Raw genomic sequence first — 13,920 nt, 5'->3', positions numbered from 1 at the left:
AGGCCGGAATGTGGAACAAGAAGAGGCTGTGTATGAGTGCGGCGCTGCGCCTGAAACTGGAAAACATCGTCAAGGAATACCCGGGCTGCCGGGCCAACGATGGTATCGATCTCACGGTGGAAGCCGGGGAGATCCATGCGCTGCTGGGCGAGAACGGTGCTGGTAAGAGCACCCTGATGAAGGTGATCTACGGCGTGGTGCAACCGGATGCGGGAACCATGACCTGGAATGGCCACCCGGTGCGGGTCACCAGCCCGGCCCAGGCCCGGGAGATGGGCATTGGCATGGTGTTCCAGCACTTTTCCCTGTTCGAGACCCTCACCGTGGCCGAGAACATTGCCCTGGGCCTGCCGTCGGAAGAGGCCCGCAACCGTGGCGAACTGGATCGCCGCATCCGTGAGGTGTCCGAGCGCTACGGCATGACCCTGGACCCCCGGCGCTTTGTCAGCACCCTGTCCGTGGGTGAGCGCCAGCGGGTGGAGATTGTGCGCTGCCTGATCCAGGAGAGCACACTGCTGATCCTGGACGAACCCACCTCGGTGCTGACCCCACAGGAGGTGGCGGACCTGTTCACGACCCTCCGGCAACTGGCGAAGGAAGGCTGCAGCATCCTCTTTATCAGTCACAAGCTGGAGGAGGTGCGGGCGCTCTGCCATAACGCGACCGTGCTGCGCCAGGGCCGGGTCAGTGGCGATTGCCGCCCGGCGGAGGTGTCCGCCGCCGAGATTGCGCGCCTGATGGTGGGTGACGATACCCCGATTTCCACCCGGGTGGCGGCCGCGGACGCCGGCGACGTGCTGCTTGAGGTGCGTGACCTGAGCTGGCAGAGCGGCGACCCGTTCGGCACCAGCCTGAAACACATCAACCTCGACCTGCATCAGGGCGAGATTGTCGGCATCGCCGGTGTGGCCGGCAACGGCCAGGACGAACTGCTCAAGGCGCTGTCCGGAGAGATCCGTTCGGCACGGGACAGCCTGTCGTTCGGCGGGGTGGGCATTGGCGCCCTGAACCCGGATCAACGCCGCAGGCTTGGCGTTGCCATCGTGCCGGAGGAGCGCCTGGGCCGTGGTGCGGTGCCGGGCATGACCCTGGCGGAGAATGCCCTGCTGACCGCCTCCAGTCAGGGGCTGGTGGAGCGGGGCATGATCCGCTTCGGCAAGGTTCGCGAGTTCTCCCGGGAGGTGATCCGCCGCTTCGGCGTGCGTTGCACTGGTGAGGACAGCACCGCCGCCAGTCTCTCCGGTGGCAACCTGCAGAAGTACATTATTGGCCGTGAAGCCCTCCAGAACCCGAAGCTGCTGGTGGCGTCCCACCCCACCTGGGGCGTGGATGTGGGCTCGGCGGTGGCGATCCACGAAGCGCTGGTACGCCTGCGCGATGAGGGCGCCTCGATCCTGCTCATCTCCGAGGACCTGGACGAGCTGTTCCAGCTCTGTGGCCGTATCGGGGCCATCTGCAACGGTCGCCTGTCGCCCCTGGCACCAACGGCGGACCTGACCATCGAGCAACTGGGCGAATGGATGGCCGGCGGCTTTGGTGAGGGGGAGGCGGTCCATGCTGCTGCTTGAACGCCGCCCCGTAGACTCGGCCCTGATGCGCTGGACCTCACCGGTGCTGGCCCTGGTGCTGACCGTGATCACCGGCTTTGTGCTGTTCCTGGCCATGGGCAAAGACCCGGTGGAAGGCCTGACCTTCTTCTTCATCACCCCGGTCAGTGACCTGATCGGCCTGGCGGAACTGGGGCTGAAGATGGCGCCACTGCTGTTATGCGCCGCCGGCCTGACGGTCTGTTACCGGGCCAAGTTATGGAACATCGGTGCTGAGGGTCACTTCCTGATGGGGGCCCTGGGCGCCAGTGTGGTGGCCGTGCAACTGGCGGATGTCTCCGGTTTCTGGGTGATGCCACTGGTGCTGGTGGCGGGTGTCATCGCGGGCATGCTGTGGGCGGCCATTGCCGCCGGTCTGAAGACCCACCTGAACTGCAATGAAATCCTCACCACCATCATGCTCAACTACATCGCCCTGAACCTGCTGCTGTTCGCGGTTCATGGTCCCCTGAAGGACCCGTACGGCTTTGGCTTTCCCCAGTCGGTGATGTTTGCGGAGTCCGCCCTGTTGCCGGACCTGATTTCCGGTACCCGTCTGCACCTGGGGCTGGCCTTCGGGCTGCTTGCGGCCGTGGCCGTGTGGGTGCTGTTTGCCCGCAGCTTTATCGGTTTCCAGCTTAATGTGGTGGGGCAGGACCCGCGCGCGGCCGCCTTTGCCGGCTTCGGCGCCCGGCGCCTGACCTGGTTCGCCTTCCTGGTGGGTGGTGCCACCGCCGGCCTGGCCGGAGCCTCGGAAGTGACTGGCCCCATCGGTCAACTGGTGCCTCAGGTGTCCCCGGGTTATGGCTATACCGCCATCATCGTGGTGTTCCTGGGGCGCATGCACGCCCTGGGCATCATCGCCGCCAGTGCCCTGCTGGCGCTGACCTTTATCGGCGGTGAAATGCTGCAGATTGCCATGAACATGCCCAAGGCCACCACCGGGCTGTTCCAGGGGCTGCTGCTGTTCTACCTGCTGACCTGCGATGCCTTTATCCACTACCGCCTCCGCCTGAAGCAGCCGGTACGCCAATCCATCCCCGTTGCAGCCAGCGCTGCCACCCAGGAGGCCTGACATGGAACTGCTGACCAATGTACTGGCCGCCACCGTGGTGGCCGGCACTCCACTGCTGCTGGTGGCCCTGGGCGAGCTGATCTGCGAGCGCTCCGGCGTCCTTAACCTGGGGCAGGAGGGCATGATGCTGATGGGCGCCGTGGCCGGCTTTGTGGCCACCCTGACCAGCGGCAGCCTGTTTGTGGGTGTGGTTGCCGCCATCCTGGCCGGCATTGCCATGTCGCTGCTGTTTGCCTTCATGGCGGTCACCCTGGCGGCGAACCAGTATGCCGCCGGGCTGGCGCTGACCATCTTCGGTACCGGGCTGAGTGCCTTTGTGGGTGCCGGTTTCGTAGGCGAATCCATTGATGGTTTCAGCCGTGTGGCGATCCCGCTGCTTAGTGACATTCCGGTGATTGGGCGCGTGCTGTTCAACCAGGATCCGCTGGTCTATCTGTCGCTGGCTGCCTTCGCTGCCGTGTGGCTGTTCCTGCGCCACACCCGCGGCGGCCTGCTGCTGCGGGCCGTGGGTGAGGACCCGGATGCGGCCAACGCCAATGGCCTGAGGGTGCTGACCGTGCGCTACCTGGCGGTGGCCTTCGGCGGCGGCATGGCCGGTCTTGCCGGTGCTTACCTGTCCCTGGCCTATACCCCGCTGTGGACCGAAAACATGACCGCTGGTCGTGGCTGGATTGCCCTGGCCCTGGTGGTGTTCGCCACCTGGCGCCCGGAGCGGGTGCTGCTGGGTGCCTACCTGTTTGGCGCCGCCAGCATCCTGCACCTGGTGCTCCAGGGGCTGGGCTGGAAGAGTTCCACCGAGCTGCTGGCGATGCTGCCCTACGTGGTCACCATCCTGATGCTGATCCTGCTGTCCTGGAACCCGGCCCGGACCCGATTGAATACACCGCTTTCCCTTGGCCAGCCGTATCGGCCTGGCCGTTAGGAGCCGAGCAAGAAGCTTCCAAAAATAACGATCCACCGTGCGCCAACAATGCTCAAAAAAGAAAGTAATCCGAGAGACTGTAACCACAGAGGTATTACCATGAATGCATTTCGTAAGACACTGATCGCCGGCTGTGTGACGGCCGCTTCCTTTGCACCCGCGGCCCATGCCGAGAAGTTCTTCGGCGGGTCCAGCATCTCCATCCTCCACAGCAATCAGTACCAGGGTGTCGAATTCGACGCCGGCGGTGATGGCGGTATGGAGTATGAAGCCACTTATTTCACCTTCGAGAATGTGACGGCCCATGACTGGGGCGGCACCTTCTTCTTTATTGATCGTGACCAGCCCCACGGCGACCTGGAAGGCACGGATGAAGTCTATGGTGAATTCGCACCTACCCTCAGTGGTAGCTGGCTGACGGGACAGGACCTGTCCTTTGGCCCGGTCAAGGACGTTATGCTGGCGGGTCAGTACGAATTCGGTGGTGGCACTGAGGTCAACAACTATATGACCGGTTTCGGGCTGGCCTGGGACGTGCCCGGCTTCAACTACTTCAATACCGCGTTCTACTATGTGAACAACAGCGAGATCAGCGATGACTGGCAGACAACAGTGACCTGGGGTGTGCCTTTCAATGTCGGCCCGGCCCTGTTCCTGGTGGATGGCTACATCGACTGGTCCACGTCGGCCAGCGACCACGAGTCCGAGTTCCAGTTCACCCCGCAGATCAAGCTCGACGTGAGCAACTTCTGGGGTGAGCCGGGCGTTCTGTATGCCGGTGTGGAATACCAGTACTGGAACAACAAGTACGGTCTGGATGACACCCTGATCGACACCCAGAGCTCTGTCAGTGCCCTGGTGAAATTCCACTTTTGATCCGTCACGGGAGTCCGGCAGAATAGCTCTGTCGGACTCCTGAACACATGGATAACAAGTGAGATGCGAATGACCAACAACCCAGTTGCAGAGGCGCCGGTGAACGGCAAGGATCTGAAAGCCGGTAATGGCCGCAGGTACCGGCCAGGGCGCATTAGGGAACGGAACCGGGAAAAGATCCTGCAGGCGGCAGAGGAGGAGTTCGCCCAGCATGGCTACAAGGGCGCCACCATCCAGAACATCGCCGAGCGGGCGGGGTTGCCGAAGTCCAACGTGCTTTACTACTTCAGCAACAAGAAGCGCATGTACAGCGCCATGTTCGATGACATCCTCGGGCGCTGGAACAAGGTGTTCTCGGACATCAGGCCGGAGGACGATCCGGCGGAGGCGCTGTCCAGTTTCATTCGCACCAAGGTGGAGATGTCCCGCCGCTATCCGCTGGCCTCGCGGCTGTTCGCCATGGAGATTATCCAGGGCGCGCCGTTCCTGATGGACCACCTGCGTACCAACATGCGGGAATGGGTCCGGGGCCGGGCCGAAGTGATCCAGCACTGGATCGACGACGGTCGCATGGCGGAGGTGGACCCGGTGCAACTGATCTTCCTGATCTGGTCATCCACACAACATTATGCCGACTTCCAGGTGCAGATCCTGATGGTGGAGAACAAGGCGGAGTACGAGCAGCGCGACTTTGACCACGCCGCCGATTTTCTCACCGATGTGATCCTGCGGGGGTGTGGCCTCGAGAAACCGAAATGAACGAACACGACTCCTACCCCCGGGACATGCGGGGTTACGGCGAACACCCGCCCCACGCCCAGTGGCCCGGTAACGCCCGCGTCGCCGTCCAGTTTGTACTGAACTACGAGGAGGGCGGCGAGAACTGTGTGCTGCATGGTGACGAGCACTCCGAGACCTTTCTCTCCGACATCATCGGTGCCGAGGCCTACCGCGACCGGCACATGAGCATGGAGTCGCTGTACGAGTACGGCTCCCGGGCCGGGGTCTGGCGCATCCTGAAGGAATTCCGCAAGCGGAAGCTGCCGCTCACCATCTTTGGCGTCACCATGGCCATGGCCCGCAACCCGGAGGCGGTGAAGGCCTTTATCGACGATGGTCACGAGATTGCCTGCCACGGTATGCGCTGGATCCACTATCAGGACATGAGCGAGTCGGAAGAGCGCCGCTACATGGAGCTGGCCATTGAACAGCACACCCAGCTCACCGGCGCGCCACCCCTGGGCTGGTACACCGGTCGCGATAGCCCCAACACCCGTCGATTGGTGGTGGAGCAGGGCGGCTTCGAATACGACAGTGACTACTACGGCGACGACCTGCCGTTCTGGACCACGGTGACTACCCGCGACGGCGCCGAGGAACCGCATCTCGTCGTGCCCTATACCCTGGAAGCCAATGACATGCGTTTCTGCTCGCCCCAGGGGTTCAACTCCGGCGAGCAGTTCTTCCAGTACCTGAAGGACAGTTTTGATGTGCTTTACGAGGAAGGAGCGGAGGCTCCCAAGATGATGTCAGTGGGTCTTCACTGCCGCGTTATCGGCCGTCCCGGACGCTTCCGGGCACTGCAGCGCTTTCTCGACCATATTCAACAGCATGAGCAGGTGTGGGTGTGCCGGCGAATCGATATCGCCCGCCACTGGAAACAGGTGCACCCCTATCACCCCGGAGACAACGAATGACTGATGCAGTAGTGGCCCCCCTTGTTGAGGGGCCCGACTTTACCCGCCAGGGCCTGAACCTGGCGGATGGCAGCCTGGGGGCGGAAGTGGTCCGGGTGACCGATGAGTTCTTCGGCCCCCGGGACCGCATGCTGAACCCGGAGCAGCCGGTGTTCTACCCGGACCGTTACGACGACCACGGCAAGTGGATGGACGGCTGGGAAACCCGCCGTCGACGCACCACCGGCCATGACTGGTGCATCGTGCGCCTGGCGATCCCCGGTGTGCTGATGGGGGTGGATTTCGACACCAGCTTCTTCACCGGCAACTTTCCCCCGGCGGCGTCCCTGGAGGCCTGCTTCAGCCCGGCGGGCGAGCCGGACGAAAACAGCGACTGGCAGCCCCTGGTGCCGGCGACGGAACTCAGGGGCAACGACCACCGCTTCTGCGGGATTACCTCTGACCAGCCCTTCACCCATGTGCGGGTGCAGATCTATCCGGATGGCGGCCTGGCCCGGCTGCGGGTCTACGGCAAGCCGTTCTGTGACTGGTCCACCCTGGCAGCCAGTGAATCCGTCAACCTGCTTGCCCTGGAACATGGCGGTGATCAGGTGGACCAGGCCTGGAGCGACGCCCACTACGGCGAGCCCCGCAAGCTGCTGCGTCCGGGCCGGGGCATCAATATGGGCGATGGCTGGGAGACCCGCCGCCGCCGCGAACCGGGTAACGACTGGTGCATCCTGGCCCTGGGCCACAAGGGCATTGCCGAGCATGTGGAAGTGGACACCGCCCACTTCAGGGGTAATTTCCCGGCTGGCTGCTCGATCCAGGCCGCCTGTGTCCAGGAGGGCGCGGCGACGCCCCGGTCCCTGATCACCCAGAGCATGTTCTGGCACACGCTGATGGACGAGCAGCCCCTGACCGCCGACAGCATCCACCAATTCAGCAAGCTGAACGACCTGGGGCCGATCACCCATATCCGCTTCAACATGATTCCGGATGGCGGTGTCAGCCGGGTTCGCCTGTTCGGGAAGCCGGTGTCATGACCAGGCCCCGGGAGATCGTCGCGGAGCCCCTGACCCGGGAGGCTTTCGCCCGTTTTGGTGAGGTGATCGATACCGATGGCGTCGACTCCTTCCCCATTAACCAGGGCCGCACCGAACGGTTCCACGCCCTGGCCGGTGTGGAGCTGCTGGGCGATGATCCCCGGGCCATCCTGTCCATCTTCCGGGGCCACCCCCTGGACCCCCTCGACATCACCCTGATGGAGCGCCACCCCCTGGGCAGCCAGGCGTTCGTGCCCATCAACAACCAGCCCTTCCTGGCAGTGGTGGCCCCTCCGGGGGAGTTCGACGAATCCGCCATCCGGGTGTTCCTGGCCCGGGGCAACCAGGGCCTGAGCTACCGGGCCGGCACCTGGCACGCGCCGTTACTACCGCTGAAAGCGAACGCCGACTACCTGGTGGTGGACCGCCAGGGGCCTGGTAACAACTGTGATGAAACCCTGTTGGCGACACCGGTGCGACCGCTACTGCCAACGTCCTGATCCCTGCCAATGCCAGAAAAAACCTCCCTCCAACAAAAAGAATAGGGAACTCAAAAACAGGGCACGGGCTTAACAGGCCGACGTGTCCTTGTGACCTTGTGCGAGGAGAGAGTGGTATGACGAGCAAGACAATTTCTGACGTGACCCGGGTGGTTCGTCCTGGCTGGCTTTCGGGGCTGGCCCTGGCGGCAGGTCTGACACTGTCATCGGCGGCGGCCTGGTCGGCGGAGCTTGAGAAGGTGACATTCCGCACCAACTGGTTTCCGCAGGCGGAACATGGTGGCTGGTATCACGCCGATTCCCAGGGGACCTATGAGGACTACGGCCTGGATGTGGACATGGAGCCCGGCGGTCCGCAGGTGAACAACATCCAGTTGCTGCTGGGCGGGCGTGCCGATTTCGTGATGCTCCACTCCAGTGGCCAGATCCTCACCGCCCTTGAGGAGGGCCTGCCGCTGGAGGCCCTGGCGGCCTTCTACCAGAAGGACCCGCAGATCATCATGAGCCACCCTGGTGTTGGCAACGACAGCCTGGACGACCTCAAGGGCAAGCCCATCCTGCTGTCCCAGGACGCCCACCAGTCATTCTGGCCCTGGCTGAAGCAGAAGTACGGCTACACCGATGACCAGGTGCGCCCCTACACCTTCCAGATGGGGCCGTTTATCGCCGACCCGCAGGTTATCCAGCAGGCCTATGTGACCTCCGAAACCTTCGTGGTGAAGGAAGCCGGCATTGATCCCAACGTGTTCCTGCTGTCGGACCATGGTTGGCGGTCCTACTCCACCATGATCGTGACCACCCGCGAGACCCTGGAGCAACGCCCGGAAGTGGCCCGCAAGTTCGTGGAGGCAACCATCGAGGGCTGGTACCAGTACCTGCAGGATCCGGACGCCACCAACGAGTACATTCACGAACTCAACGAGAACCAGGGGCCGGCGCAACTGGCCCACTCCCTGCGGGAAATGGATGAGCGGGGCATTGTGCTCTCCGGCGATGCCCTCACCGGTGGCATCGGCATCATGACCGATGAACGGTGGCAGGCGATCCAAGAGCAACTGGTGGGCCTGGGACTGGTTGATGACTCCGTTGATCCGACGCAGGGTTATACCACGAAGTTCGTGGGCACCGAGGCGATCCACGACATCATGGCCCGGTATCCGGATGTGTCCGGTGTGGAAGCGGACTGAGTGTCATCATGCAACCTGATGTGACAGAGCGGGGCAGGGTCCGGGTCCGGGTCCTGCGCCCGGATTCCCCCCGCGAAGCCGTCACCATGGCCCGGCGTTTCGGTGGCACCTATATTGCCGGTGCCAGCTGGCTGCAGCCGGTCTGGGAGCGGGATCAGTGCTGGCCTTCCTGCCTGGTGGCCCTGGACCCCGGCTGGCCGGGCTTCCGGGGCATTGACCAGGGCGAGGGCGGGCTCGCCATCGGTGCGCTGACCACCCTGGATGAACTGGCCCGGCACCCGCTGGTCCTGGACTACCTGCCGGGCCTGGCAACCTTGCTGGACCAGGTGGCGGGGCCAGGCGTGCGTCGCCTGGGAACGGTGGGGGGCAACCTGTGTGCCGGTGGCGACCTGTCGGCCCTGTTCCTGGCCCTGGACGCCCGGCTTCACCTTGTCGGTCACCATGACCCGAAAGGTGAAAGCCTGGTGGTGTGGGACGCGGCGGACTCCGGTGTCGATCTGATCCAGTCGGTCACCTTGCCCGATGCCCGGCCATGGCGTATTGCCGTCGACAAGCTGGGCCATCGGGAGCGCTTCAGCCCCACCCGGGCAACGGTCGCCTGTGTCCATGACGGAGAGCGGCTACGGCTGGCGGTGAGTGGCGAAGGCGGGCCGGGTCGACTGTCCATCAGTGAAGCGGCATTGAACGATGGCCACTCCCTCTCCGGGGCGGACCGAATCCAGATCCTGGACACCGAGCTGGAATTCCGTGGCTGGCAGGATCCGACCCTGCGTCTGGCTATCCAGCGGATGGTGGATTACCTGCTGGCGGAGGTGGGCCATGGCGTCTGATACCCCTGGGAGGGTTGTCACTCTTGGCGCCGATGCCCCTGACGGTGGTGGTCCGTCGTCGGATCTTTATCGCCGCATAGAGGGGCGACTGACCTATCCTACCGGTCTTACCGATACCCCGGGACTGTTGCAGGGGGCGATCCTGCGCAGTGAATACGCCCATGCCCGGCTGCTGCGAGTCGACACCACCCGGGCCAGAGCCATGCCGGGCGTGCACGCGGTGGTCACCGCCGACGATGTGCCCGGACTCAACCGGTTTGGCATCGTGGTGCGGGACCAGCCCGTGTTCTGCGAGGATCGCGTGCGCTACGAGGGCGACGCCATCGCCGCCGTGGCGGCGGACACCCGGGCCCAGGCCCGGGCGGCGCTGGCGGCCATCGAGGTGGAGTACGAACCGCTGTCACTGGTCACCGACCCAATGACGGCGGAGCAACAGCTGCCGCTCCATGAGGGCGGCAACCTGCTGGCGCAGGAGGCCTTCCATCGCGGTGATCCGGAGCAGGCCTTTGCCGCCTGCGCGGTGGTGGTGGAACACGAATACCAGACGCCCCGGCAGATGCACGCCTTTATGGAAACCGAGGGTGGCATCGCCATACCCGATGATGCCGGTGGTGTGCACTTCCGGGTGGGCTGCCAGTCCGGCCACCGGGATGCGGAACAACTGGCCGACATCCTGGCACTGGCGCCCGGGCAGGTGACCGTGGAAGCCATGGCCACCGGCGGCGCCTTCGGTGGTAAGGACGAACTGACGGTGCAGCCGGCGGCGGGCATCCTGGCCCTGAAAACCGGCCGTGCGGTGATGATCCACCTGGACCGTTTCGAGTCCTGCCGGGCGGGCATGAAGCGACATCCCGTGGCGGTGAGGATGACCACTGGTTGCGATGCGGACGGGCGACTGCTGGCCCATCGGGTGGAGGCGGTGCTGGACACTGGCGCCTACGCCAGCCTCGGTCCGGCAGTGCTGGAGAACTTCCTCGACCACGCCACCGCACTGCTGTACCGGATCGGTGCCTATGCGGTGTCCGGGCGACTGGTCTACACCAATAACGGCGTCTGCGGCGCTTTCCGGGGCTTCGGCGGCAACCAGGCGACCTTCGCCGTGGAATCCCAGCTGGACGCCCTCGCCCGGGAACTGGGGCTGTGCCCCCGGGAACTGCGGCGCATCAATCTGCGGTCGGTGGATGAACCCGGCAGCCGGCATCAGCCCGTACGCTGGACGGCCCCACCCGCCGAGGTGCTGCGGCAGGCGCAGGCATCGCCCTTGTGGTCACCGGAGACAGTTCCCCGGGGGCGCTGGCTGACGGGTACCGGAATGGCCATGGGTGCCCAGGGCAACGGGCTCGGCGACGGCCTGCCGGATGCCGGTGGTGGCCGCATCTCCCTGAGCCGTGAGGGCCGTATCCGGGTGGAGTTTGGATTCTCCGACTACGGCCAGAACATTGGCGAGGCCATCACCCATTCAGTGTGTGCGGTATTGGGCAGCCAGGGGAGCGACGTGGAGGTCATGCTGGGGAATCCCCGGGGGCCGGATTCCGGGCCCACCAGCGCCTCACGCAGTTCGGTGCTGGTCCACGGTGTTCTTGCCAGGATGCTGCCCCGGTGGATGGATGCGGTAAGGCGCCAGGCCGCCGAACTGACCGGTTATCCCGGGGAAGACCTGGCCCACGGCCCCGGTGGTGTGTTCCACCAGGGTCGCCAGGTACTCAGCTACCGGGAACTGGCGGATAACGGGCGACCGGACGCGATGGTGGCCGATGCCCGCCAGGATTTCCCCGTGGCGCCGGAACAGGACCACCCGGTGGGACGATACCTGCAGCTACAGATTGCTACCGTGGCCAGGGTGAGGGTGGACCGCCTGACCGGTCGTGTCAGGGTGACCGATCTCCACCACATCACAGCCGCCGGCCGGGTGATCTATCCGCCCGGTTATCTCGGACAGATCGAGGGAGCCGCAGTCATGGGCCTTGGTATGACCCTGACCGAGGACATGCCAGCGGAGGATGGCCAGCTGCGGCGGGACAACCTGGACCAGTACCTGATTCCCACCTTCCATGACGCGCCGGCGCAACGGGTTGATGTGCTGGATGAGACCCCCGATGACGATCCCTTCCCGGTGCGGGGCGTGGGCGAACTGGGCATTGAAGCCGTCGCTCCGGCCATCACCTCGGCCATCGAAGCCGCGACGGGCGTCCGCATCCGAACGTTGCCGGTTGACCCGGGCGTTCTGCTGACTGCCATCCATACCCGTGAGGCCGTGTAATGAATGATCTGTACAGGGCCTCGGAGCCCGTCACCTTTGAGCTGAACGGGGAAACGGTCACCCGCTCGGTACCCGCCGCCACGCCGCTGCTGGACCTGCTCAGGGAGGACGGCCAGTGCACCTCCGTGCGCCCCGGCTGCCGTATCGGTCGTTGCGGTGCCTGCAACGTGCTGATGGACGGGCAGGCAATGCCGGCCTGCCTGATCATGGCCTGGCAACTGCCGGGCCGTCGGGTTGAAACCGTGGAAGGACTGGGCGGTGACCCCGACTTCCTGAAGGTGCGACAGGCGCTGGCGGAAGAGAGCGCCCTGCAGTGTGGCTATTGCACCCCCGGCTTCGCCCTGTCCCTGGTATCGGGGCTGCGGGAGCGGCGCCAGGGCAATCCGGTGGACCTGGGCGAGGCAATCGCCGGTAACCTCTGTCGCTGCACCGGTTACGGCGGCCTGAAGCGGGCCGTGGAAAAGCATCTGAGCCCCTGCCCATCGACGAGTACCGATGGCGGGGCCGGCAACAGGAACCAGATCTCAGGAGAACCAGAATGACCGCAACACCTGCCGGCAATCGCCGGACCCTATTGTGCGCCGATGCCGTGCTGCCAATGACCGCGGGCGATCCGGTGATCACCGACGGCGCCGTTCTGGTCAGCGGTGACATCATCAAGGCCGTGGGGCCCCGGTCGCAGCTGGAACAGCAGGCCCCGGATGCGGAGTGTCGGGAATACGGGCGCGCCGTGCTGATGCCGGGCCTGATCAATACCCACAGCCATTCCGGCCTGTTGCGGGGTACCGCGGAGGAATTGCCGGTGTGGGAGTGGCTGCAGAAATACATTGACCCCATGCACCGGGTGCTCAGGCCCGACGAGGCGGAGACCGCGTCCTGGCTGTGCTACGCCGAGAGCCTGCTGGCCGGTACCACTACGTCAGTGGATATGTGGCGCTACATGGCCGGCTCCGCCCGGGCTGCCGAACACCTGGGCAACCGGGTGGTGATGGTGCCCTATGTGGGCGAGGCCGAAGGCCACGACTACTTCGATACCCTGGATGACAACGAACGGCTGCTGGAGCAGTGGCATGGCGGTGCCGGTGGCCGGGTCCAGGTCTGGGTCGGGCTGGAACACCAGTCCTATGCCACGCCGGCGGCCTGTCGCCGGGCGGTGGAGCTCAGCAATCACTTCCAGACCGGGCTGCACACCCATTCCAACGAGGCCGAGATTGAGCGGGCGGAATCCCAACGGCTCCATGGTCTCAGCCCGATCCGCGCCCTGGAAAAACTGGGCCTGCTGTCACCGGAGCGGGTGCTGCTGGCCCACTGCGTGTGGCTGGATGACGACGAAATCCGGGCGCTGGCGGATTACAACGTGGGCGTGGCCCATAACCCCTGCAGCAACATGAAGCTGGCCAGTGGCTCGGCGCCGGTGGAAGCCATGATCGAGGCCGGCATTGCGGTGGGTATCGGCACCGACGGCGAGAAGGAGAACAACAACCTCGACATGTTCGAGGAAATGAAGTTCGCCTCCCTGCTGGCCAAGCTGCGCAATATGGATGCCTCGGCCTGGCGCTCGTGGGATGTGCTCCGGGCGGCGACCATTGAAGGTGCCCGGGCCCTGGGCATGGAGCATCAGATCGGTTCCCTGGAGCCGGGCAAGCAGGCGGATATCATTGCCGTGAAGGCGGATACACCGAGGATGACGCCTTTTATTCCCTCCGGGCCACTGCAGAACCTGCACTACAATCTGGTGCATTCCACCCTGGGTGGGGACGTCAGGATGACCATGGTGGCGGGGCGGATTGTGGCCGAGGATCAGGTGCTGCTGAGCGGTGACCTGTCGGCCTATATTGATGAAGCGAACGCTGCGGCCGTGCGATTGCTGACGCGTCGGGATGACTGGCTGGCCAGTCAGAAAGAGGATGCCTCTCTGGCTTGAAGGCCGGTGGGGGAACGGTCGGTGGAGGGAAACGATGA

The 13,920-nt window shown here is 64.6% G+C and carries 13 protein-coding genes; all 13 read left to right on the top strand.

The features are described 5' to 3' along the window. Positions 1-32 precede the first annotated feature (32 nt). The 13 genes from ACJO3T_RS14940 to ACJO3T_RS14880 all read left to right on the top strand — a co-directional run bounded on the left by ACJO3T_RS14940 (position 33) and on the right by ACJO3T_RS14880 (position 13,882). Positions 33-1,568, top strand: coding sequence for an ABC transporter ATP-binding protein (locus tag ACJO3T_RS14940; protein ID WP_406978970.1), 1,536 nt, complete (start codon positions 33-35; stop codon positions 1,566-1,568). After that, the gene (locus ACJO3T_RS14935) at positions 1,555-2,661 is read left to right on the top strand and encodes an ABC transporter permease (protein ID WP_406978969.1); all 1,107 of its coding nucleotides are present in this window, start codon (positions 1,555-1,557) and stop codon (positions 2,659-2,661) included. Before ACJO3T_RS14940 ends, ACJO3T_RS14935 begins: the two co-directional genes overlap by 14 nt. Before the next feature lies 1 nt (position 2,662). Beyond that, positions 2,663-3,583 carry an ABC transporter permease gene (locus ACJO3T_RS14930; RefSeq protein WP_406965699.1) on the top strand — a complete coding sequence of 307 codons (921 nt, stop codon included), beginning with the start codon at positions 2,663-2,665 and terminating at the stop codon, positions 3,581-3,583. A gap of 99 nt (positions 3,584-3,682) precedes the next feature. Continuing rightward, a complete protein-coding gene (locus ACJO3T_RS14925) occupies positions 3,683-4,459 on the top strand; it encodes an outer membrane protein OmpK (protein ID WP_406978968.1) in 777 nt (258 codons plus the stop codon). Between the two features lie 69 nt (positions 4,460-4,528). Continuing rightward, complete coding sequence (locus tag ACJO3T_RS14920; RefSeq protein WP_406978966.1) at positions 4,529-5,218, top strand: TetR/AcrR family transcriptional regulator; 690 nt, start codon at positions 4,529-4,531, stop codon at positions 5,216-5,218. Beyond that, positions 5,215-6,156 (top strand): allantoinase PuuE, encoded by a 942-nt coding sequence (puuE, locus tag ACJO3T_RS14915; protein WP_406978965.1) that lies wholly within the window; start codon positions 5,215-5,217, stop codon positions 6,154-6,156. The genes ACJO3T_RS14920 and puuE overlap by 4 nt, the downstream gene beginning before the upstream one ends. Next, positions 6,153-7,181: an allantoicase gene (gene alc, locus ACJO3T_RS14910; protein ID WP_406978963.1), complete on the top strand. Its 1,029-nt coding sequence runs from the start codon at positions 6,153-6,155 to the stop codon at positions 7,179-7,181. The genes puuE and alc overlap by 4 nt, the downstream gene beginning before the upstream one ends. After that, complete coding sequence (locus tag ACJO3T_RS14905; protein ID WP_406978962.1) at positions 7,178-7,681, top strand: ureidoglycolate lyase; 504 nt, start codon at positions 7,178-7,180, stop codon at positions 7,679-7,681. Before alc ends, ACJO3T_RS14905 begins: the two co-directional genes overlap by 4 nt. Positions 7,682-7,797: 116 nt before the next feature. Continuing rightward, positions 7,798-8,868, top strand: a complete 1,071-nt coding sequence (locus ACJO3T_RS14900; RefSeq protein WP_406978960.1) for an ABC transporter substrate-binding protein — start codon at positions 7,798-7,800, stop codon at positions 8,866-8,868. 8 nt (positions 8,869-8,876) lie between these two features. Then, complete coding sequence (locus ACJO3T_RS14895) at positions 8,877-9,698, top strand: FAD binding domain-containing protein (RefSeq protein ID WP_406978958.1); 822 nt, start codon at positions 8,877-8,879, stop codon at positions 9,696-9,698. After that, positions 9,688-11,958: a xanthine dehydrogenase family protein molybdopterin-binding subunit gene (locus tag ACJO3T_RS14890; protein ID WP_406978957.1), complete on the top strand. Its 2,271-nt coding sequence runs from the start codon at positions 9,688-9,690 to the stop codon at positions 11,956-11,958. The genes ACJO3T_RS14895 and ACJO3T_RS14890 overlap by 11 nt, the downstream gene beginning before the upstream one ends. Continuing rightward, positions 11,958-12,500 (top strand): (2Fe-2S)-binding protein, encoded by a 543-nt coding sequence (locus ACJO3T_RS14885; protein WP_406978956.1) that lies wholly within the window; start codon positions 11,958-11,960, stop codon positions 12,498-12,500. Before ACJO3T_RS14890 ends, ACJO3T_RS14885 begins: the two co-directional genes overlap by 1 nt. Then, positions 12,497-13,882 carry an amidohydrolase family protein gene (locus ACJO3T_RS14880; RefSeq protein WP_406978955.1) on the top strand — a complete coding sequence of 462 codons (1,386 nt, stop codon included), beginning with the start codon at positions 12,497-12,499 and terminating at the stop codon, positions 13,880-13,882. The genes ACJO3T_RS14885 and ACJO3T_RS14880 overlap by 4 nt, the downstream gene beginning before the upstream one ends. Positions 13,883-13,920 lie beyond the last annotated feature (38 nt).

It is taken from the genome of Marinobacter shunpengi, from assembly GCF_045449715.1.
In the GTDB taxonomy this organism is placed as follows: domain Bacteria; phylum Pseudomonadota; class Gammaproteobacteria; order Pseudomonadales; family Oleiphilaceae; genus Marinobacter.
Note: the sequence above shows the minus strand (reverse complement) of the source record. Positions and strands in the feature narration are given on the sequence as shown.